General features: G+C 71.5%; 19 protein-coding genes and 1 pseudogene. 16 read left to right on the top strand and 4 right to left on the bottom strand.

The annotated features are described in order from the left end of the window. Positions 1-60: 60 nt before the first annotated feature. The 13 genes and pseudogenes from ACWDVB_RS17195 (at position 61) to ACWDVB_RS17255 (ending at position 12,502) form a co-directional block, all read left to right on the top strand. Positions 61-414: a histidine triad nucleotide-binding protein gene (locus ACWDVB_RS17195; protein WP_451513104.1), complete on the top strand. Its 354-nt coding sequence runs from the start codon at positions 61-63 to the stop codon at positions 412-414. A 15-nt stretch (positions 415-429) separates the two neighbouring features. Further along, complete coding sequence (locus tag ACWDVB_RS17200) at positions 430-1,335, top strand: ribonuclease Z (RefSeq protein ID WP_451513103.1); 906 nt, start codon at positions 430-432, stop codon at positions 1,333-1,335. Positions 1,336-1,374: 39 nt separating this feature from the next. Next, the gene (locus ACWDVB_RS17205; protein ID WP_451513102.1) at positions 1,375-2,376 is read left to right on the top strand and encodes an adenosine deaminase; all 1,002 of its coding nucleotides are present in this window, start codon (positions 1,375-1,377) and stop codon (positions 2,374-2,376) included. A 198-nt stretch (positions 2,377-2,574) separates the two neighbouring features. Then, positions 2,575-3,810 carry a macrolide family glycosyltransferase gene (locus tag ACWDVB_RS17210; protein ID WP_451513101.1) on the top strand — a complete coding sequence of 412 codons (1,236 nt, stop codon included), beginning with the start codon at positions 2,575-2,577 and terminating at the stop codon, positions 3,808-3,810. Between the two features lie 4 nt (positions 3,811-3,814). After that, positions 3,815-4,718, top strand: a pseudogene (locus ACWDVB_RS17215) (enolase C-terminal domain-like protein); the annotation flags it as partial. 93 nt (positions 4,719-4,811) lie between these two features. Then, positions 4,812-5,915: a carbohydrate kinase family protein gene (locus tag ACWDVB_RS17220; protein ID WP_451513100.1), complete on the top strand. Its 1,104-nt coding sequence runs from the start codon at positions 4,812-4,814 to the stop codon at positions 5,913-5,915. A 139-nt stretch (positions 5,916-6,054) separates the two neighbouring features. Beyond that, the gene (locus tag ACWDVB_RS17225; RefSeq protein WP_451513099.1) at positions 6,055-8,073 is read left to right on the top strand and encodes a PhoH family protein; all 2,019 of its coding nucleotides are present in this window, start codon (positions 6,055-6,057) and stop codon (positions 8,071-8,073) included. Positions 8,074-8,085: 12 nt separating this feature from the next. Continuing rightward, a complete protein-coding gene (gene ybeY, locus ACWDVB_RS17230) occupies positions 8,086-8,583 on the top strand; it encodes an rRNA maturation RNase YbeY (protein WP_451513098.1) in 498 nt (165 codons plus the stop codon). A 4-nt stretch (positions 8,584-8,587) separates the two neighbouring features. Then, the gene (locus tag ACWDVB_RS17235; protein WP_451513097.1) at positions 8,588-9,892 is read left to right on the top strand and encodes a hemolysin family protein; all 1,305 of its coding nucleotides are present in this window, start codon (positions 8,588-8,590) and stop codon (positions 9,890-9,892) included. Beyond that, a complete protein-coding gene (locus ACWDVB_RS17240; protein ID WP_451513096.1) occupies positions 9,889-10,164 on the top strand; it encodes an MmcQ/YjbR family DNA-binding protein in 276 nt (91 codons plus the stop codon). The genes ACWDVB_RS17235 and ACWDVB_RS17240 overlap by 4 nt, the downstream gene beginning before the upstream one ends. 37 nt (positions 10,165-10,201) lie before the next feature. Further along, positions 10,202-10,573, top strand: a complete 372-nt coding sequence (locus tag ACWDVB_RS17245; RefSeq protein WP_451513095.1) for a cytidine deaminase — start codon at positions 10,202-10,204, stop codon at positions 10,571-10,573. A 73-nt stretch (positions 10,574-10,646) separates the two neighbouring features. Next, positions 10,647-11,609 carry a GTPase Era gene (era, locus tag ACWDVB_RS17250; protein WP_451513094.1) on the top strand — a complete coding sequence of 321 codons (963 nt, stop codon included), beginning with the start codon at positions 10,647-10,649 and terminating at the stop codon, positions 11,607-11,609. A gap of 245 nt (positions 11,610-11,854) precedes the next feature. Then, positions 11,855-12,502 carry a TetR/AcrR family transcriptional regulator gene (locus ACWDVB_RS17255; RefSeq protein ID WP_451513093.1) on the top strand — a complete coding sequence of 216 codons (648 nt, stop codon included), beginning with the start codon at positions 11,855-11,857 and terminating at the stop codon, positions 12,500-12,502. Here the strand turns inward: ACWDVB_RS17255 and ACWDVB_RS17260 are convergent. The 4 genes from ACWDVB_RS17260 to ACWDVB_RS17275 form a co-directional block, all read right to left on the bottom strand. Next, positions 12,486-13,724 carry an MFS transporter gene (locus ACWDVB_RS17260; protein WP_451513092.1) on the bottom strand — a complete coding sequence of 413 codons (1,239 nt, stop codon included), beginning with the start codon at positions 13,722-13,724 and terminating at the stop codon, positions 12,486-12,488. The genes ACWDVB_RS17255 and ACWDVB_RS17260 overlap by 17 nt on opposite strands. Continuing rightward, positions 13,721-15,073 (bottom strand): GH1 family beta-glucosidase, encoded by a 1,353-nt coding sequence (locus ACWDVB_RS17265; RefSeq protein WP_451513091.1) that lies wholly within the window; start codon positions 15,071-15,073, stop codon positions 13,721-13,723. Before ACWDVB_RS17265 ends, ACWDVB_RS17260 begins: the two co-directional genes overlap by 4 nt. 101 nt (positions 15,074-15,174) lie before the next feature. Beyond that, positions 15,175-15,441, bottom strand: a complete 267-nt coding sequence (locus ACWDVB_RS17270) for a protealysin inhibitor emfourin (protein WP_451513090.1) — start codon at positions 15,439-15,441, stop codon at positions 15,175-15,177. Between the two features lie 43 nt (positions 15,442-15,484). After that, positions 15,485-16,561, bottom strand: coding sequence for a M4 family metallopeptidase (locus tag ACWDVB_RS17275; protein ID WP_451513089.1), 1,077 nt, complete (start codon positions 16,559-16,561; stop codon positions 15,485-15,487). Positions 16,562-16,851: 290 nt separating this feature from the next. Between ACWDVB_RS17275 and leuA the strand changes: the two genes are divergently transcribed. The 3 genes from leuA (at position 16,852) to ACWDVB_RS17290 (ending at position 21,737) form a co-directional block, all read left to right on the top strand. Next, entirely contained in the window at positions 16,852-18,582 is a 1,731-nt protein-coding gene (leuA, locus tag ACWDVB_RS17280) for a 2-isopropylmalate synthase (RefSeq protein ID WP_451513088.1), read from the top strand. A gap of 171 nt (positions 18,583-18,753) precedes the next feature. Then, positions 18,754-19,485, top strand: a complete 732-nt coding sequence (locus tag ACWDVB_RS17285) for a TerB family tellurite resistance protein (RefSeq protein WP_451513087.1) — start codon at positions 18,754-18,756, stop codon at positions 19,483-19,485. Between the two features lie 158 nt (positions 19,486-19,643). Then, on the top strand, positions 19,644-21,737 hold the full coding sequence (locus ACWDVB_RS17290) for an MMPL family transporter (protein WP_451513086.1): 2,094 nt from the start codon (positions 19,644-19,646) through the stop codon (positions 21,735-21,737). Positions 21,738-21,749: the final 12 nt, after the last annotated feature.

Below are 21,749 nucleotides of genomic sequence, written 5' to 3' on the forward strand. Positions count from 1 at the left end.
CGCGGCGCGGAGGGATAGCATTCCGGGCAGACCGATCACTGCGAACGAGGAGGCCGGCCCATGGCGGGCGAACCGCAAAGCGACTGCCTGTTCTGCAAGATCGTCGCGAAGGAGATCCCCGCGACCATCGTCCGGGAGACCGGGACGACCCTCGCCTTCCGCGACATCAACCCGCAGGCGCCGACGCACGTCCTGGTGATCCCCAAGGCGCACCACCCCGACGCCGCGTCACTCGCCGCCGCCGAGCCGCAGATCGCCGCCGACGTGCTGCGCGAGGCGGGCGAGGTGGCCGCCGAGGAGAAGTCGGAGAGCTACCGCATCGTCTTCAACACCGGCGCAGGCGCCGGACAGACGGTCTTCCACGCCCACGCACACGTCCTGGGCGGCCGCGGCCTCCAGTGGCCTCCCGGATAGCGGGGCCACCACCCCTTGTCCGTACGTGAACTGGTGGTGCTCGGCACCGCCAGCCAGGTCCCCACCCGGCACCGCAACCACAACGGCTACGTCCTGCTCTGGGACGGCCAGGGCATCCTCTTCGACCCCGGCGAGGGCACGCAGCGGCAGATGCTGCGCGCCGGGGTCGCCGCCCACGACCTGCACCGGCTCTGTGTCACGCACTTCCACGGCGACCACAGCCTGGGCCTCGCCGGGGTGATCCAGCGCATCAACCTCGACCGGGTCCCGCACCCCGTCACCGCCCACTACCCGGCCTCCGGGCAGCGCTTCTTCGACCGGCTGCGGTACGCGACGGCCTACCGCGAGACCGTCCGGCTCACCGAGGCCCCGGTCGCCGCCGACGGGCCGCTGGCCGCCACGCCCTCGTACACCCTCGACGCGGTGAAGCTCTCCCACCCCGTCGAGTCGTACGGCTACCGCCTCACCGAACCCGACGGGCGCCGCATGCTGCCCCGCCTGCTCGCCGAGCGCGGCATCAAGGGGCCCGACGTCGGGCGGCTCCAGAAGGAGGGCGGCCTCGGCGGCGTCACGCTGGACGAGGTCAGCGAGGTGCGGCGCGGACAGCGGTTCGCCTTCGTGATGGACACCCGGCTCTGCGACGGCGTGCACGCGCTCGCCGAGGGCTGCGACATGCTGGTCATCGAGTCGACGTTCCTCGACGAGGACGAACAACTGGCCGCCGACCACGGGCACCTGACCGCCGGGCAGGCCGCCCGGGTCGCCATCGACGCGGGCGTGCGGCACCTCGTACTGACACATTTCAGTCAGCGCTACCCCGACCCGACGGTCTACGAACAGCAGGCCCGCGCCGCCGGATTCGACGGCGAACTCACCATCGCCCGCGACCTGCTGCGCGTCCCGCTGCCCAAGCGGACCTGAACCCCCCACCCACCGGAACAACCCGAGCGAGACCGCACCATGCCGATCCCCAAGGCCGAACTCCACCTCCACATCGAAGGCACCCTCGAACCCGAGCTGGCGTTCGAGCTCGCCGCGCGCAACGGCGTCGACCTGCCCTACGCCGACACCGAAGAGCTGCGCAAGGCCTACCTCTTCGACGACCTCCAGTCCTTCCTGGACCTCTACTACGGCCTGATGGCCGTGCTGCGCACCGAGGGCGACTTCGAGGAACTCGCGGACGCCTACCTCACACGCGCCGCCGCCCAGGGCGTACGGCACGCGGAGATCTTCTTCGACCCGCAGGCGCACATGGCGCGCGGCGTCCCCATCGGCACCGTCATCGAGGGCCTGACCCGCGCGCTGGACCGCGGCGAGGAGCGGCACGGCGTCTCCACCCGGCTCATCATGTGCTTCCTGCGCGACGAGTCCGCCGAATCCGCGATGGAGACGCTGAGGGCCGCCGAACCGCACCTCGACCGGATCATCGGCGTCGGCCTCGACTCGGCGGAGGTCGGCCACCCGCCATCCAAGTTCAAGGAGGTGTACGAGGCCGCCGCCGCCCTGGGTCTGCGGCTCGTCGCCCACGCGGGCGAGGAGGGGCCGCCCGCCTACATCACCGAGGCCCTGGACGTACTGCGCGTCGAGCGCGTCGACCACGGCCTGCGCTGCATGGAGGACCCGGAGCTGGTCGAGCGCCTGGTCCGCGACCGCGTACCGCTCACGCTCTGCCCGCTCTCGAACGTCCGGCTGCGCGCCATCGACCTCCTCGAAGAGCACCCGCTGGCGCGGATGCTGGACGCCGGGCTGATGTGCACGGTCAACTCCGACGACCCGGCCTACTTCGGCGGATACGTCGACGACACCTTCCACGCCGTGCGCGAGGCGCTCGGCATCGACCAGGAGCGGCTGCGGACCCTGGCGCGGAACTCCTTCGAGGCGTCCTTCCTGGACCGGGACGCGGCGGACGAGGCGCTGCGGGCGAAGTATCTCGCCGAGGTCGAGGCCTATTCGTTCGACTGACGGCGGGTGCCGGGTTACGGTCCCGGTATGGACTCCATCGCGCAGATCTACGGCTGACACGGCCCCTGTGGCCCCCGCCCGCCCCTCGCCGGGACCGAGGCGGCGGCCCGCCGTGCCGTCATCCGTAGCTGTCAGCTCTCGTAGCTTTCAGCTCCCGTAGCTCTCAGCTCCTAGCTTTCTGCATGCGAAGGAACTCTCATGTCACCCCGTCGACTCTCCCGCCGCCGTGCCCACATCGCCATGATCGGCGTCCCGATGGTCAGCCACGTGCTGCCCAGCCTGGAGATCATCCGTGAGCTGGCCGCGCGCGGCCACCGCGTGACGTACGCCAACGACCCGGCCGCCGCCGGGCTGATCGAGCCCACCGGCGCCGAACTCGTCCCGTACGACTCGACGCTCCCGCACCGCGACAACCTCTGGCCCGACGACCCCATCGAGGCCAGCTCGCTCTTCCTCGACGACGCGATGGCGGTGCTTCCGCAGCTCCACGCGGCGTACGACGACGACCCCGCGGACCTGTACCTGTACGACATCGGCGCGTACGTCGCCCGGGCGCTCGCCGAGGCGCAGGGGCGGCCGCTCGTGCAGCTGTCGCCGACCTATGTGGCCTGGGGCGGCTACCAGGAGGACGTCGGCGCGCAGCTCGCGCGGCTGCCGGGCGCCGATGTCCTGGAGGCCCGCTTCAGGGACTGGCTCGCCGGGTGCGGGGCCACCACGCTCGACGTCGGGGAGTTCTCCGGCGTCCCGCCGCGGGCCCTCGCCACGATCCCCCGGGCCATGCAGCCGCACGCAGACACCGTCGACGCCGATCGGATCGCCTTCGTCGGGCCCTGCTTCGGGGACCGTGGCTTCGGGGACCGTGCCAAGCAGGGGAGCTGGACGCGTCCGGAGGGTGCCGAGCAGGTGCTTCTGGTCTCGCTCGGCTCGGCGTACACCAAGCAGCCCGAGTTCTACCGGCAGTGCGTGGGTGCCTTCGGCGATCTGGCGGGGTGGCATGTCGTCCTTCAGATCGGCAAGCACGTCGACCCCGCGGAGCTGGGGAGCCTCCCCGCCAATATCGAGGTCCGCTCCTGGGTGCCGCAGTTGGCCATCCTGGAGCAGGCCGACGCGTTCGTCACCCACGCGGGCATGGGGAGCAGCTCTGAGGGCCTCTTCTGCGGGGTGCCGATGATCGTCGTGCCGCAGGGGGCGGAGCAGCCGATGAACGCGGATCGGCTGGTGGAGCTGGGCGTCGCGCGTCGGCTGGACACGGCGGACGCCGACGCGGGGGCGCTGCGAGCGGCGTTGCTGGGGCTGACCTCCGACCCTGCCGTTGCCCGTCGGTGTGCGGAGCTGAAGGCGGAGGTCCGGGGTGAGGGCGGCACCTCGCGTGCGGCGGATCTGATCGAGGCGGAGCTTTGGCCGACGGGGCGCGGGCGCTGTACGGGGCATTGACCGCGTCCATCAGCCCTACACGCCCCGGCTGATCCGGCTGATCATCGAGGTGGTCACGGCCGGGGGCGTCGCCTCCGATCTGAACCGGCTGTTCTCACTGGCGGACGAGATGGCCGTGGACGCCGCGCGGGTCGACGACGCCGTGGACGTCGGCGGGCTGCGCGGCGTGCAGAGCGCCGGCAAGCTGCGGCTCTCCGTCGTCTCCGGGTTCGAGGTGGCGTGCCTCGACGCGCTCGGCGGGCCGCGCCTGCGAGCCGGATCAGGGCTGGGGCGCCGCCCTCGACCCGGCCGGGGGCGTCGCCCAGGCCCGCCTCTTCGTCGAGCGCCACGGCTTCGGGTCCTTCAAGCTCAAGGGCGGTGTCTTCCCGCCGGACGAGGAGATCGCCGCGATCCGCGCCCTCGCGGAGGCGTTCCCGGGCAGGCCGCTGCGGCTCGACCCCAACGGGGCCTGGTCCGTGGTCACTCGCTGAAGGTCGCGGCCGAACTCGGCGACGTACTGGAGTATCTGGAGGACCCGGCGCTCGGCACGCCCGCCATGGCGGAGGTCGCGGCGGGCACCTCGGTGCCGCTCGCCACGAACATGTGCGTGACGACCTTCGAGGAGATACCGGCGCGCGAACCGGCCGCGGTCTGCCGGACGTTCGGCGTGGCGGTGTCCATGCACTCCAACACGCATCTGGGCATCAGCCTCGCCGCGATGACACACGTGGCGGCGACCGTGCCCGGACTCGACCACGCCTGCGACGCGCACTACCCCTGGCAGGCCGAGGACGTACTGACCTCACGGCTCCGCTTCGTGGACGGGAAGATCGCCGTCACCGACGCCCCCGGGCTCGGCGTCGAGCTCGACCGGGAGAGGTTCGCCGCCCTACCCGGAGTGGGTGACTCCGGCGGTGCCGCGCTGGTAGCGCCCTGTGACCAGCACGTCACGACCAGCACCTCGCGACGTGCCGAACCGGGAACCCCGGGCCCGCGCGCGCCTCGTCCGTTACGTTGCCTGCATGGTCGTACCCGTACAGCCCATCGTCGACCCGCTGAAGGCGGCCCGCAGAGCCGGTGATCCGGACTGCGACGTCTACCTCACCGGCACGGTCTTCCTCGACATCATCTTCACCGGCCTCGACTCGGCGCCGGTGCGCGGCACCGAGTCCTGGGCGCGCGGCATGGGGTCGAGCCCCGGCGGCGTCGCCAACATGGCGACCGCGCTCGCCCGGCTCGGCCTGCACACCTCGCTCGCCGCCGCCTTCGGGGACGACCACTACGGAGAGTACTGCTGGGACGCCCTCGAAGGCGGCGAGGGCATCGACCTCACGTCGTCCCGGACCGTGCCCGGCTGGCACACCCCGGTGACGGTCTCCATGGCGTACGAGGGCGAGCGGACCATGGTCAGCCACGGCCACGAGCCGCCGCCGGACGCCGGCGCGCCGGACGGCGGCGCCCCCTCCTGCCCGCCACGCGCGCGTGCCGCCATCGCCTCGCTGACGCCCGGTACGCGCGCCCCCTGGATCGCCCAGGCCGCGCGCAGCGGCACCCGCATCTTCGCCGACGTGGGCTGGGACGACACCGGACAGTGGGACCTCGCCGCCCTCCCCGACCTGCGGCACTGCGAGGCGTTCCTGCCGAACGCGGAAGAGGCGATGCGGTACACGCGTACGTCGTGCCCAAGGGCCGCGGCGCGGGCACTGACCGAGCATGTCCCGCTGGCCGTGGTGACCCTCGGCGCGGAGGGCGCGTACGCGGTGGACAGGCGGACCGGGGAGACCGCGGAGGTGCCCGCGATCGAGGTGGAGGCGCTCGATCCGACGGGGGCGGGCGACGTCTTCGTGGCGGGCTTCGTCACCGGGACGCTGGCGGGCTGGCCCCTGGCGGACCGGCTGGCGTTCGCCGGGCTCACCGCGGCGCTCTCCGTGCAGGAGTTCGGCGGGTCCCTGTCCGCGCCCGGGTGGGCGGAGGTCGGGGGCTGGTGGCGGCGCGTGCGGGAGTTCGACGAACAGGACCCGACGGCGCTGCGGCGCTACAGCTTCCTGGAGGCTTTGCTCCCGGCCGCGAGCCGCCCGTGGCCCTTGAGACGGGCGGTACCGACGATCGGCTTCAGGTCGGCGTAGCGCGCCGCGGGGCAACGGCTGTGACCCAGGCGGAAAAGCCCTACGGCACAGCGGCACCGCCGTCGTACCCTGGAAGCGCAAGCCTTCGCGGCCACCAAGCCCCGCATGAGGAGGATGAGCAGGCCTTCAGAGCCGGCCCATGACTCAGACACCCACAACTCACACCGCCGCACAGGACCAGGCGCGAGCGCACTTCACGGTCCCGGCGAAGCACCCGATGGTGACCGTCCTCGGGTCGGGCGACGCCCTGCTGCGCGTGATCGAGAAGGCCTTCCCGGCGGCCGACATCCACGTCCGGGGCAATGAGATCAGCGCCGTGGGCGCGGCCCACGAAGTCGCCCTCATCCAACGCCTGTTCGACCAGATGATGCTGGTGCTCCGCACCGGTCAGCCGATGACGGAGGACGCAGTGGAACGCTCGATCGCCATGCTCAGGGCGGACGAGAACGGCGGCGGCGGGCAGGAGACCCCCGCCGAGGTCCTCACGCAGAACATCCTCTCGTCCCGCGGCCGCACCATCCGCCCCAAGACCCTGAACCAGAAGCGGTACGTCGACGCGATCGACCAGCACACCATCGTCTTCGGGATCGGCCCGGCCGGCACGGGCAAGACGTACCTGGCCATGGCCAAGGCCGTCCAGGCGCTCCAGTCCAAGCAGGTCAACCGCATCATCCTGACCCGGCCCGCGGTCGAGGCGGGCGAACGGCTCGGCTTCCTGCCGGGCACCCTGTACGAGAAGATCGACCCGTACCTGCGCCCGCTGTACGACGCGCTGCACGACATGCTCGACCCCGACTCGATCCCGCGCCTCATGGCGGCGGGCACCATCGAGGTCGCCCCGCTCGCGTACATGCGCGGCCGTGCGCAGCCTCGCTTCACGAAGGTCCTGACACCGGATGGCTGGCGCCCCATCGGCGACCTCCAGGTCGGCGACCTCGTCATCGGTTCCAACGGTGAGCCGACCCCCGTCCTCGGCGTCTACCCGCAGGGCGAGAAGGACATCTACCGTGTGTCCGCCCAGGACGGCTCCTGGACCCTGTGCTGCGGCGAGCACCTGTGGACGGTCCGTACGGCGTCGGACAAGCGCCGGGACAAGCCGTGGCGGGTCCTTGAGACGAAGGACATGATCGGCAACCTCCGCGCGGGGCACGCTCGCCGGTACGAGCTGCCGATGCTCACCGCACCCGTCGAGTTCCCGGAGCGTGAGGTCCCCATGGACCCGTACGCGCTCGGTCTGCTTCTCGGCGACGGCTGTCTGACCAACGTCACCGTCCGTCACAAGAGCGGCCCGGACTATGTGCTGAACCGGGTGAAGTCACCTGGTGACGTGGTCACTCTGGAGAACCCGGTCACCCGCATGCTGCGTGGACTGGACCTGGTCGGCAGCCGTTCGTACTCCAAGTTCGTGCCGGACGACTACCTGTTCAACACCGCGGAGGTCCGCCTCGCTGTGCTCCAGGGTCTGCTCGACTCGGATGGCGGCCCGGTCATCCAGGCCGACCGCACCTGCCGTGTCCAGTACTCGACGGCATCGATCGTCCTGCGGGACGACGTGATCGCACTCGTCCAGTCCCTCGGCGGTGTCGCCTACACCCGACGCCGCCCGGCCGAGGGCCGCAAGCAAGGCTCCGCGCCGGCAGCTCACCGGCGGGATGCGCACGTGGTCGACATCCGCCTCCCGGAAGGCATCGAGCCCTTCCGCCTCGCCCGGAAACGCGACAAGTACCACGCAGCCGGTGGCGGCGGTCGCCCGATGCGCTTCATCGACTCCATCGAGCCCGCGGGCCGCGAGGAGGCCGTCTGTATCCAGGTGGCCGCCGAGGACTCGCTGTACGTCACGCAGGACTACCTGCTGACGCACAACACCCTCAACGACGCGTTCATCATCCTCGACGAGGCGCAGAACACCAGCGCCGAGCAGATGAAGATGTTCCTCACCCGCCTCGGCTTCGACTCGAAGATCGTCATCACCGGTGACGTCACCCAGGTCGACCTGCCCGGCGGCACCAAGAGCGGTCTGCGGGAGGTGCAGAAGATCCTGGAGGGCGTCGACGACATCCACTTCTCGCGGCTCACCTCCCACGATGTCGTACGGCACAAGCTGGTCGGCCGTATCGTCGACGCGTACGAGCAGCACGACAGCCGCGACGGGAAGTAGACCAGCACCACCATGTCGATCGACGTCAACAACGAATCCGGAACCGAGGTCGACGAGCAGGCGATCCTCGACATCGCCCGCCACGCCCTCGCGCGGATGCGCATCCACCCGCTCTCCGAGCTGTCGGTGATCGTCGTGGACGCCGACGCCATGGAGCAGCTGCACATCCAGTGGATGGACCTGCCGGGGCCCACGGACGTCATGTCCTTCCCGATGGACGAGCTGAGGCCGCCCATGAAGGACGACGAGGAGCCCCCGCAGGGCCTCCTCGGTGACATCGTGCTCTGCCCGGAGGTCGCCTCCCAGCAGGGCAAGGACGCGCCGACGCAGCACTCCATGGACGAGGAGCTCCAGCTCCTGACCGTCCACGGGGTGCTGCACCTGCTCGGGTACGACCACGAGGAGCCCGACGAGAAGGCCGAGATGTTCGGCCTCCAGGCGGCCATCGTCGACGGCTGGCGCGCCGAGAAGGGCCTGACCGGCCCCTCTCCCGCGCCGACCGTCTCGTAGCGCCGTGAGCCTCCAGCTGATCGCGGGCGCCGTCGCCCTCGTCGTCGTGGCCTGGCTCGCGGCCTGCGCCGAGGCGGGCATCGCCCGCGTCTCCAGCTTCCGCGCGGAGGAGGCCGTCCGCTCGGGGCGGCGCGGCAGCGCGAAGCTCGCGCAGGTCGCCGCCGACCCGACCCGCTATCTCAACGTGGCGCTGCTCGTGCGGGTGGCGTGCGAGATGGCCGCCTCGGCCCTCGTGACGTACGCCTGCCTGCAGGAGTTCGACAAGACGTGGGAGGCCCTCGCCCTCGCCATCGGCGTGATGGTCCTCGTCAGCTATGTCGCCGTCGGCGTCTCACCGCGCACCATCGGCCGCCAGCACCCGCTGAACACCGCGACCGCGGCGGCGTACGTCCTGCTCCCGCTGGCCCGCGTCATGGGCCCGATCCCGCCCCTGCTGATCCTCATCGGCAACGCGCTCACGCCGGGCAAGGGCTTCCGGCGCGGCCCGTTCGCCTCCGAGGCGGAGCTGCGCGCGATGGTCGACCTCGCCGAGAAGGAGTCCCTGATTGAGGACGACGAGCGCCGCATGGTGCACTCCGTCTTCGAGCTGGGCGACACGCTGGTGCGTGAGGTGATGGTGCCCCGCACCGACCTGGTCGCCATCGAGCGGTTCAAGACGATCCGCCAGGCCCTCACCCTCGCGCTGCGCTCCGGCTTCTCGCGCATACCCGTGACGGGGGAGAGCGAGGACGACATCGTGGGCATGGTCTATCTGAAGGACCTGGCCCGCAAGACGCACATCAACCGCGACAGCGAGTCCGAACTGGTCTCGACCGCGATGCGCCCGGCGACGTTCGTGCCGGACACGAAGAACGCGGGCGATCTGCTGCGCGAGATGCAGCAGGAGCGCAATCACGTGGCCGTGGTCATCGACGAGTACGGCGGCACGGCCGGCATCGTGACCATCGAGGACATCCTGGAGGAGATCGTCGGTGAGATCACCGACGAGTACGACCGTGAGCTGCCGCCCGTGGAGGAGCTGGCGGACGGCTGCTACCGCGTGACGGCGCGGCTGGACATCGGTGACCTGGGGGAGCTGTTCGGGTTCGACGAGTTCGACGACGAGGACGTCGAGACGGTCGGCGGCCTGCTCGCCAAGGAGCTGGGCCGGGTCCCGATCGCGGGGGCCTCGGCGGTCGTGCCGCTGCCGGACGGCCGCGGGCTGACGCTCACCGCGGAGTCCGCCGCCGGCCGCCGGAACAAGATCGTGACGGTGCTCGTGGAGCCGGCCGCGTCCGAGGACGCGCACAAGGAGGGGGAGCCCCGGTGACGCCCGAGGAGCTGCGTACGTTCTGTCTCTCCTTCAACGACGTGGTGGAGGACTTCCCCTTCACACCGGAGACCTCGGTCTTCAAGGTGGCCGGGAAGATGTTCGCGCTCTCGCACATGAACAAGCGCCACTGGAACACGGTCACTGCTGACGGTGACCTCCCCGATGAGCAGCTCAGGGAGCTCATCGAGGACTCGTACGACCTGGTGGTCGCGGGGCTCCCGCGGGCGCAGCGGCTGCGGCGCGAGGCGATCCGTTCCGTCGCGGGGTGACTCCGGGCGCGGGTGCGGTGCTCTTTATGCTCGTGCCATGACTCAGAGCACCGGCAGCGCCGACAGCACCGACCTCGGTCCCGAGGACCGCAAGATCGTCACCCTCGCCCGTTCGGCCCGGGCCCGTAACGGAGTGCCCGAGGGGGCGGCCGTGCGGGACGAGACGGGGCGTACGTATGTGGCGGGGACGGTGGAGCTCGAGTCGCTGAAGCTGTCCGCGCTGCGGACCGCCGTGGCGATGGCCGTCGCCTCGGGGGCCGAGTCGCTCGAGGCCGCGGCCGTCGTCTCCGGTGCGGAGGCGCTGCCCGCGGAGGATCTCGCCGCCGTGCGGGATCTGGGCGGGGCCGGTACGCCGGTCTTCCTGGCGGGGTCCGACGGGGAGGTACGGGAGCGGCTCGCGGCGGGCTGAGAGTGACGGGCCGAGAGCGGTTTCGGCGGCCCCGGGGGCAGCGCGGTGCGGCGGGGGCGCGGGATCAGGGACAATGGGCGCCATGAGCGTTCGTACCCCGTCATCAGCCGAGCCGTCCGAGGCCGCCCACCGCGCCGGCTTCGCGTGCTTCGTCGGCCGCCCCAACGCGGGCAAGTCCACCCTCACGAACGCTCTGGTCGGCAAGAAGGTGGCGATCACCGCCGACCAGCCGCAGACCACGCGGCACACCGTGCGCGGCATCGTGCACCGCCCCGACGCGCAGCTGATCCTGGTGGACACCCCGGGGCTCCACAAGCCGCGCACGCTGCTCGGCGAGCGTCTGAACGACATCGTGCGCACCACGTGGGCCGAGGTCGACGTCATCGGCTTCTGCCTGCCCGCGAACGAGAAGCTCGGCCCCGGCGACCGGTTCATCGCCAAGGAACTGGCGTCCATCAAGAAGACGCCGAAGATCGCGATCGTCACGAAGACCGACCTCGTCGACAGCAAGACCCTCGCGGAGCAGCTCATCGCGATCGACCAGCTCGGCAAGGAGCTGGGCTTCGAGTGGGCCGAGATCATCCCGGTCTCGGCGGTCGGGGACCAGCAGGTCGGCCTGCTCGCCGATCTGATCGTCCCCCTCCTGCCCGAGAGCCCCCCGCTCTACCCCGAGGGCGACCTCACGGACGAGCCCGAGCAGGTCATGGTCGCCGAGCTGATCCGTGAGGCCGCGCTCGAAGGCGTACGGGACGAGCTGCCGCACTCCATCGCCGTCGTGGTCGAGGAGATGCTGCCGCGCGAGGACCGGCCCGCGGACAAGCCGCTGCTGGACATCCACGCGTTCGTCTACATCGAGCGGCCCAGCCAGAAGGGCATCATCATCGGCCCCAAGGGCAAGCGGCTCAAGGACGTCGGCATCAGGTCGCGCAAGCAGATCGAGGCGCTTCTCGGTACGCCCGTCTTCCTGGACCTGCACGTCAAGGTCGCCAAGGACTGGCAGCGCGACCCGAGGCAGCTGCGCAAGCTCGGCTTCTAGACCGAACCCAGCCCCGGCTTGGCCCGGTCTGACCCGGCCCGGCCCCTGCGGTGTCGCCGAGGGCGGCGGATCGCAGCGGTGGACCCCCGTCCCGTCGCTGCGTCCCGCCGTCCCCGGACCCCGGGACCCCGGTCCCGCTGCCTTCGCAACCGCACCGGACGCCCTCGCATTCCCGTTCGGGCATGGCGAGTCCGTACGAGAGCAGCATAACGCCGTTATGGCCATAACGGCGTTATGCTGCCCTGGTGTCCACCGGCAAACGAGAACCGGCCGATGTCCGCCGCCGTCTCCTCGACGAGGCCGCACGCGTCCTCGCGGAGCAGGGTCCCGCCGCGCTGAGCGCCCGGCGCCTGGTCAGAGAGGTCGGGGCGTCGACGATGGCCGTCTACACCCACTTCGGTTCGATGCCCGGGCTCGTGCGCGAGGTGAGGCGCGAGGGCTTCGAACGCCTCAGTGCGCGGGTCCGCGACGTGGAGCGCGCCACCGACCCCGTCGCCGAACTCGCCGGACTGTGCCGCGTCTACCAGGAGTTCGCACGCGCCGAGTCCGATGTGTACGCCGTGATGTTCGGCGGCTCCGTACTCGCCGGGTTCGAACTGTCCGACGAGGACCGGCGGATCGGTACGTTCATGCTGCGCTTCCCGCGCGACGCGATCCGCCGCTGCGTCGAGGCGGGCCGCTTCCGGGCCGACGCCGACCCGGATCTGCTGGTGCGTCAGCTCTTCGGTTCCATGCACGGGCTGGCCCAACTGGCGCGCGCGGGCTACCTCATGGGCGAGCACACGCCGGACGACGTGCTCGCCGGAACGCTGCGGGACTTCGCCGTGGCGGCCGGGGACGCGCCGTCCGATGCCGCCGCGTCCGTCGCCGCGGGGCTCACTCCACGCCCTTGATCCGCCGCACGAGGAACGCTCCAGCGAGGCCGATCACCGCCGCCGCCAGATAGAGCACGCGGTAGCCGCCGAGGTGCGTGACGACGGGCGCCGCGAGCGCCGGGGCGGCCACCTGGGGCAGGGAGTTGGCGATGTTGATGACGCCGAGGTCCTTGCCGCGGTCCATGGCCTTCGGCAGGACGTCCGTCATCAGCGCGAAGTCCACCGACGTGAAGACGCCGAAGCCGACGCCGAGCACCGCCGCCGCGACGATCGCGCCCGGCCAGGTCTGCCAGAGGGCGAGCAGCCCCGTCGCCACCGCCATCAGCGTGCCCGCCCACATCACGAAGGGCTTGCGGCGGCCCACCCGGTCCGACCAGGCGCCGCCCACCACGACGGTGGCGAGCATCGTCGCGCCGTTCACCGCGGTCAGGATCAGCACGCCGCCCTCCGGGTCCGTGTGGTGCAGGCGGTCCCGGAGGAAGTAGAGGAGATAGAGCAGCACCACGGAGTTGCTGACGTTGATGAGGAAGCGGGTCAGCCAGGCCCACCCCAGGTCGGGGTGGCGGCGCGGGCTGAGCCAGAAGCCGGTCAGGAAGGCCCGCCGGTTCCACGGCGGGCGGTCGGCGGCCGCCAGGCGCAGATCCCGATGGCGTACGACATGAGGCAGCACGCCCGCGACCGTGAAGACGGCGCACGCCGCGTACCCCGCGACCGTGCCGCCCGCCACCGTCGCGAGCCCCGTCCCGACGACCACGCCGAGCAGCTGCGCCGCCCCGAGCCAGCCGCCGACCGAGCCCCGTTGGAGGCGCGGCACCCGGTCCGGCACGGCGGCGGTGACCGCGGCGAACGCGGCGTTCAGGGTGAGCTGGACCAGGCACCAGCCCGCCGCCATCCCCCACACGGAGTCCGCCGCCGAGAGGAGCAGGAGCGCGGCGGCGCCCGTCGCCGTGCCCGCCACGATCCACGGGGTGCGCCGGCCCCAGCGGGACGTCGTGCGGTCCGACACCGCGCCGAACAGGGGGTTCGCGACGAGCGAGACGACCGCGCCCGCGCCCGTGACCCAGGCGAGCACCGTCTCCTTCGACGTGCCCGCCGGGGCGAGATCCTCGGCCTGGAGGGCGAGCAGGATCTGAAGGGGGCCGTACCAGCCGACCCAGATCGCGCCGTTGGCCACCGACAGCGAGCCGACCCAGCCCCGGCCGACCCGCTCGGTGGGCTCCCGCAGCGCGGTGGCGGTCATGCGCGCCGCGCCCGCAGGGCTCCGCGCAGCCAGTGGTAGGACGCCTTCGGGGTGCGTTCGAGCGTGGCGTGGTCGACGTGGACGAGGCCGAAGCGCTGCCGGTAGCCCTCCGCCCACTCGAAGTTGTCCATCAGCGACCAGACGAAGTAGCCGCGTACGTCCACACCCGCCTCCAACGCCCGCAGCAGGGCCCGCAGATGGCCGTCCAGGTAGGTGATCCGCTCCTGGTCGTCGAGGCCCTCGTACGAGCAGCCGTTCTCGGTGACGACGAGCGGCGGGAGGCGGTCGCCGTAGCGGTCGCGGAAGGAGGTCAGCAGCTCGGTGAGGGCGTCGGGGACGACCGGCCAGCCGAAGTCCGTGACCGGATATCCCTCGATCTCCCGGGGCGCGAAGGGGAGTTCGGGCGGGAGCGTGAGGCCCGAGAACTCGGTGGTGTGCGGGAGCGGGGCGCCCACCTTCGTCGGCTGGTAGAAGTTGATCCCGTACCAGTCCAGGGGCTCGGAGATGACCTTCAGGTCCGCGTCGAGGTCGTCCGTCGGCATCGACTCCCCGAAGCCTTCGGGGTACTGGCCGAGGAGCAGCGGGTCGGCGAAGAGGCGGTTGAGGAGTACGTCGTAGAAGCCGGCCGCCACCGTGTCCTCCTCGGCGGCCGACGCGGGCCAGGTCGGGCCGTGCGAGTTGGCGATGCCGATGTCCCGCGCCCCGGCCGCACGCAGCGCCCGTACCGCGAGGCCGTGCGCGAGGAGCTGGTGGTGGGCGACCGGCAGCGCGTCGAAGAGGAGCCGCTGTCCGGGTGCGTGCCGGCCGAGCGCGTGGCCGAGCAGGGTGTGTTCCGCGGGCTCGTTGAGGGTGATCCACTTCGGGACGCGGTCGCCTATGCGGGCCGCGACCACGGCCGCGTACTCGGCGAAGCGCTCGGCGGTGTCGCGGCTCAGCCAGCCGCCCGCCTCCTGCACGGCGAGCGGGGTGTCCCAGTGGAAGAGGGTGGGGACGGGGCGCACGTCCGCCGCGCACAGCTCGTCCACGAGACGGTCGTAGAAGTCGAGGCCCGCCGCGCTCACCGGGCCCGCGCCGGTGGGCAGCACGCGCGGCCACGAGAGGGAGAAGCGGTAGGCGCCCACGCCCAGCTCACGGATGAGCGCCACGTCCTCGCGGTAGCGGTGGTAGTGGTCGCAGGCGACGGCGGCCGTCGTGCCGTCCTTCACGTTCCCCGGCACGGCCGTGAACGCGTCCCACACCGAGGCGCCGCGCTCGTCGGCGGCGCCCTCGATCTGGTGGGCCGATGTGGAGACGCCCCACAGGAAGTCGCGGGGGAACTGGGATACCGGGCTCGCCGCAGTCGCTGCCATGGGCGGGATCTTCCGTACCGCCGAGTACGGAAGTCAATGGGCGTGCGCGGAAAACGTGAACAACGCTCAGGTTCTGTTCTCCCGGCTGAGCCGGTCGAGGTCTACGTGCCCTCCTTCAGGACCCGCGAGATCAGCTTCCGCTGCGCCTCGGTCAGCCGCGGGTCCGAGCAGTACACCGTGCGCCCGTCGACGGTCAGCTGGTAGTTGAAGCCGTCCGGCACCCCGATGGGTGGCGTGCCGCGGCCCTCGGCCAAGGCCTGTTCGGCCAGCGCGTGCCATTCGGGGGCATCGGCCAGCCGCGAGGTGTCCACCTCGGCGTGCCGGTCGATGCCCGCGAAACCTCCCGTGCGCTTCACCTGGATACGCATGGGTCCTGTCTACTCCACCGCGTGGGCGGCCGGTAGCGCGCCGTCAGCCGTTGGCGGGCACCTTGACCGTCGACCACGCGTCGACGACGGCCTTCAGCTCGTCGCCGTCGCCGTACTTCTGGCGCGCGGCGGCCACCGTCAGCTTCGCGAAGTCCTCGAACGACGCGTCCTGCGCCAGCTCGCCGCCGGTCAGGACGGTGTACCAGATCTGCCCCGCCCGCTCCCACGCATGGCCGCCGAGCGCGTCGGCGACCAGATGGAACGCGCGGTTGGGGATGCCGGAGTTGATGTGCACGCCGCCGTTGTCGCGGCCCGTCTTCACGAAGTGGTCCATGTCGGCGGGCTGCGGGTCCTTGCCGAGCACGTCGTCGTCGTACGCGGTGCCGGGCTCCTTCATGGAGCGCAGCGCCTTGCCGGTGACACGCGGGGCGAGCAGGCCGGCGCCGATCAGCCAGTCGGCCTCGTGCGCGGTCTGGCCCAGCGTGTACTGCTTGATCAGCGAGCCGAAGACGTCCGCCATCGACTCGTTCAGGGCGCCGGGCTGGCCGAAGTACGTGAGGTTCGCCGTGTACTGCACGACGCCGTGGGTCAGCTCGTGGCCGATGACGTCCACGGGGATGGTGAAGTCCAGGAAGATCTCCTGGTCGCCGTCGCCGAAGACCATCTGCTCGCCGTTCCAGAACGCGTTGCCGTAGTCCTCGCCGTAGTGCACGGTCGCGTCCAGCGGCAGTCCGTTGCCGTCGATGGAGTTGCGCTCGTACGACTTCAGGAACAGTTCGAAGGTCGCGCCGAGCCCCGCGTACGCGCGGTTGACGGTGGCGTCCTTGCCGGGCTTGTCTCCCTCGGCGCGCACCTTGCGGCCCGGGAGCTGCGTACGCTGCTTGGCGTCGTAGACGGTGCGGTGCGGCTTGTCCGCCACGGCCCCCTTGGGCGGGGCCACGCCGGGCGCGCCGATGACGGTCGTCAGCCGGCGGTGGGTGCGCTCGACGGCGTCCCGCTCCAGGGTGCGGCGGGCGGGCACGGCGAGCGCGGGGTCCTGGCTCTGGGCGAGGGTGTCCAGGACGTGGGGCGGCACGATGGTGCAGAAGACGGGCTCGAAGCCCGTCGGGTTGGCGGTCATGGCGGCAATGTGGCACTGGGTCATGCCGCTGTCACTAGCTGCCACCATGATTGCTGAAATAGAGGGATTGATCACCGCTGGGCGTTTAGTTCGGCGCGGTCCCGCATAGTGATACGGGCCCGCGCACAGAGCGCGGCTCGGCTAGGCTGCGGCGCATCATGCGATGCGGGCTGCTTCTCCTTAGCTGCCGCGGCGAGGGCCTGTAGTCGAGGCCGACCCCCTCCCCGCGGAGTTCGGCGTTGCGCCAAGACCGTCGGCCGTCCTTCAGGACACTTCCGAGGAGCCCGCAGATGCCGAACTTCCAGCGCCCGACGTCCCTGCCGGTCCACAAGTACAGGCCGTACGAGCAGGTCGGCATTCCCGACCGCACGTGGCCCGACAACCGGATCACGGTCGCTCCCCGCTGGCTCTCCACGGACCTGCGCGACGGCAACCAAGCGCTGATCGACCCGATGTCCCTGGCCCGCAAGCGCGCGATGTTCGACCTGCTGGTGCGCATGGGCTACAAGGAGATCGAGGTCGGCTTCCCCTCCTCGGGCCAGACCGACTTCGACTTCGTACGCTCGATCGTCGAGGACGAGGACGCGATCCCCGAGGACGTGACGATCTCCGTCCTGACCCAGGCGCGCGAAGAGCTGATCGAGCGCACGGTGGAGTCCCTCAAGGGCGCCCGGCGCGCGACCGTCCACCTGTACAACGCGACCGCGCCCGTCTGGCGCGACGTCGTCTTCCGCGGCTCGCGCGACGCCGTCAAGCAGATCGCCGTCGACGGCACCCGTCTGGTCATGGAGTACGCCGACAAGCTGCTGGACGACCGTACGACGTTCGGATACCAGTACAGCCCCGAGATCTTCACCGACACCGAGCTGGACTTCGCCCTGGAGGTCTGCGAGGGCGTCATGGACGTCTGGCAGCCCGACGCCGAGCGCGAGATCATCCTCAACCTGCCCGCCACGGTCGAGCGCTCCACGCCCTCCACCCACGCGGACCGCTTCGAGTGGATGTCCCGCAACCTGTCCCGGCGCGCGTACGTGTGCCTGTCCATCCACCCGCACAACGACCGCGGCACCGCCGTCGCCGCCGCCGAGCTGGCCGTCATGGCCGGCGGCGACCGCGTCGAGGGCTGCCTGTTCGGGCAGGGCGAGCGCACCGGCAACGTCGACCTGGTCACGCTGGGCATGAACCTCTTCAGCCAGGGTGTCGACCCGCAGATCGACTTCTCGGACATCGACGAGGTCCGCCGGGTGTACGAGTACTGCACCCAGATGGAGGTCCACCCCCGCCACCCCTACGCGGGCGACCTCGTCTACACCGCCTTCTCCGGCTCCCACCAGGACGCCATCAAGAAGGGCTTCGACGCGATGCAGACCCGGGCCGCGGACCAGGGCAGGACCGTCGACGACATCGAGTGGGCCGTGCCGTACCTGCCCATCGACCCCAAGGACGTCGGCCGCTCCTACGAGGCCGTCATCCGCGTCAACTCGCAGTCCGGCAAGGGCGGCATCGCGTACGTCCTGAAGAACGACCACAAGCTGGACCTGCCGCGCCGTATGCAGATCGAGTTCTCCAGGATCATCCAGGCGAAGACCGACGCCGAGGGCGGCGAGGTCACCCCGGCCGCGATCTGGAGCGTCTTCCAGGACGAGTACCTGCCCAACCCCGGTAACACCGCGGCCCAGTGGGGTCGGATTCAGGTCAAGAACGGCCAGACGACGACCGACACCGACGGCGTCGACACCCTCACCGTCGAGGCCACGCTGGACGGCGCGGACACCGTGCTGACCGGTTGTGGCAACGGCCCGATCTCCGCGTTCTTCGACGCGCTGCAGGGCATCGGCATCGACGTACGCCTCCTGGACTACCAGGAGCACACGATGAGCGAGGGCGCGTCCGCGCAGGCCGCCTCGTACATCGAGTGCGCGATCGGCGACAAGGTGCTGTGGGGCATCGGCATCGACGCGAACACCACACGTGCCTCGCTGAAGGCCGTCGTGTCGGCCGTCAACCGCGCGGCGCGCTAGTCCGTCCCCTGGTGCCGCACCGGCCCCGCCCGTCCTCTTGGCGGGCGGGGCCGCGTCGTCTCCCGGCCATGTCCGGCTCGCTCTCCTGTGCGAGGTGCTGACGCCGCATCACCGATGTGGCTAACATCACGCCAACGCGGCAATGCAGCCGGGGAGTTACGGAGGTGCGTGGTGCTGCCAGAACGGGGACAAGACGGCCGACAAGCCCGCATCTCCGCACGGCCCGTCTCACGCGGACGGGCCCTGAGCAGGCGGGTGATCGGTATGCACACCGCCTGGGACGCCGTCGGCGACGGCGAGTTCTTCTGCCCCGCCTGCGGCGGCGACCGCAACTACCAGCGGCTCACCGGTCGGCGCCGCTTCGTCCTGCTCGGCCTGCCCCTCGTGCCGCGCGGCGCGGCGGGGCCCGTCATCCGGTGCGCCGCCTGCCAGGACCTGTTCGACCCCGACGTCCTGGACCACCCCACCACCACCCGGCTCTCCGCGATGCTCCGCGACGCCGTCCACACCGTCGTCCTCGCCGTCCTGTCCACCGGCGGCGCCGGCTCGCGCCCCACCCTCGACACGGCCGTCGGCACACTGCGCGCCGCGGGCTACGACGACTGCACCGAGGAGCAGCTCCTCGCCCTCGTCGACGCGCTCGCCGCCGACACCGGCCGCGCCACCGAGCCCGACTGCGGCCCCGGCCTCGCCATCGAACTCCACGAGGCGCTCGGCCCCCTCGCCCCGCACCTCGCCCCCGCGGGCCGCGAGGCGCTGCTCCTCCAGGGCGCCAGGATCGCCCTGGCCGACGGGCCCTACACCCCCGCCGAGCGCGACGTGCTCGCCACGGCGGGCTGCGCGCTCACGATCTGCGCGGAGGACGTGTCCCGGCTGCTCGTGGCGGCGCGGACGCCGTCCTGAGGGACCCGGGCCCCACGCGCGTACTCCGCCGGGAGTAATCCCCGCTCCCGGCCTCCCCGCGGTGTAACCGCCAACTCCGTCCCGCGCCCGACGGATCGGCGGCCTCCTCCCGGAAGGGTTGACCCCGAACATGTCACCCCTGCCGAAGGAGGCCCGTCATGGGCGCCGCACCGACCACCACCGCGCCACGACGGCGACGACGCACCGTGCCCTGGGTCTTCCTGGGGCTGTGGATCGCCGTCCTGGCATTCGCCTCGCCCTTCGCGGCCAAGCTCTCCGACGTCCAGAAGGACCGGCCCGTCGACTACCTCCCGGCGAGCGCCGACTCGACCGAGGTCACCGAGATCCAGGACCAGTTGCCGGGCGGCGAGGCCACCGAGCTGGTGCTCGTCTACCACCGCGACAGCGGGCTGACCGCCGCCGACCGGCAGACCGCCGGTGAGCAGGTCGCCGAGATAGCGGGCGCCCACAAGCTCGTCGCCGAGCCCCGGGGTGTGCCCTCCAAGGACGGCACCACCCTGATGTACCCCGTCGCCACCACCGAGCCCGGCCAGGACGAGGAGAAGCGGGACGCCCTCGTCGGGGACGTGCGGGAAGTCGCCCGGGGCGAGGGCGGGCTGAGCGTCGACGTCGGCGGAGGCGGGGCGTTCGACACCGACGCGGGCGAGGTCTACAACTCGCTGGGCGGGCCCCTGCTCTACACCACCGCCGGCGTCGTCGCGCTGCTCCTCATCCTCATCTACCGCAGCCCGTTCCTGTGGCTCGTGCCGCTCGCCGTCGCGGGCATCGCGGACTACTTCGCCATGGCCGCCGCGTACGGACTCCACCAGGCCTTCGGGACCTCCATCACCGGACAGAGCTCCGGCATCATGACGATCCTCGTCTTCGGAGCGGGCACCGACTACGCCCTGCTGCTCGTCGCCCGCTACCGCGAGGAGCTACGCAGGATCGAACAGCCCTACGACGCCATGGTCGCCGCCCTGCGCGGCTGCGGGCCCGCCGTGCTCGCCTCCTCCGGGACCGTCGCCGCCGGACTGTTCTGCCTGCTCGCCGCCGACCTCAACAGCAGCCGCGGCATGGGGCCGCTCGGCGCCCTCGGCGTGCTGTGCGCGCTCCTGGCCATGCTGACGCTGCTGCCCGCCGTCCTGGTGCTCCTCGGGCGGCGCGTGTTCTGGCCGCTCGTCCCCGCCTTCGGCAGCACGCCCAAGCAGCGGCGCTCCCTCTTCGCCGCGATGGGCAGCTCGGCCGGGCGCAGGCCGTTCGCCGTCCTCGCCTCGGGGGCCGTGCTGCTCGGGGCGCTCGCGCTCGGCGTGTTCAACCTGCCCGGCTCCCTCAAGCAGGAGGACTCCTTCACCAAGACCCCCGACTCGGTCGCGGCCATGAAGACCCTCGCCGCCGCCTACCCCGAACGGGGCGCCCAGCCGATCACCGTCATGACCCCGGCCGGCGGCGCCACCGACGCCCTCACCGAGATCCGCGGCACCAAGGGCGTCGACAGCGCGGAGAAGGGACGTACCGCCAAGGGATGGACCGAGATCTCCGTGATCGCCTCGTCCCCGCCCGAGTCCGCGGGGGAGAGCGCCACCATCGAGGCGCTGCGCGACGGACTCGACGAGTCGTACGTCGGTGGCGCCGGCGCCCAGCAACTCGACCTGAAGGACACCAACGCCCGCGACCGGATGATCGTCGTGCCGCTCGTGCTTGCGGCCGTGCTGCTGGTCCTCGTCGTCCTGCTGCGCAGCCTCGTCGCGCCCCTGCTGCTGCTCGGCGCGGTCGTCGCCGTCTGGGGCGCCTCGCTGGGCATCGCGGGGCTCGTCTTCGAACCGCTCTTCGGGTTCGAGGGCACCGACCCGGGGCTCGGGCTGCTCTCCTTCGTCTTCCTCGTCGCGCTCGGCGTCGACTACGGCATCTTCCTCATGCACCGCATGCGCGAGGAGTGCCTCAACGGGGCCGAACCGGGGGCGGGCGCGCTCACCGCGCTGCGCACCACCGGCGGCGTCATCGCCTCGGCCGGCCTCGTCCTCGCCGCGACGTTCGCCGTGCTGACCAACATGCCGCTCGTCCAACTCGTCGAACTGGGCTTCGTCATCGCGGTCGGCGTGCTCCTGGACACCTTCCTCGTACGTACGTACCTGGTGACGAGCGCGAGTGTGGCGCTCGGCCGCAAGGTGTGGTGGCCGGGCCCGCTCTCCAGGCCCCGCGCGGCGGCCCCCGCCCCCGAGGCGGAACGCGTCCGGGTGCCCTCGCCTTGATCCCGTCCTTCC

Source organism: Streptomyces sp. NPDC003379 (assembly GCF_053589195.1).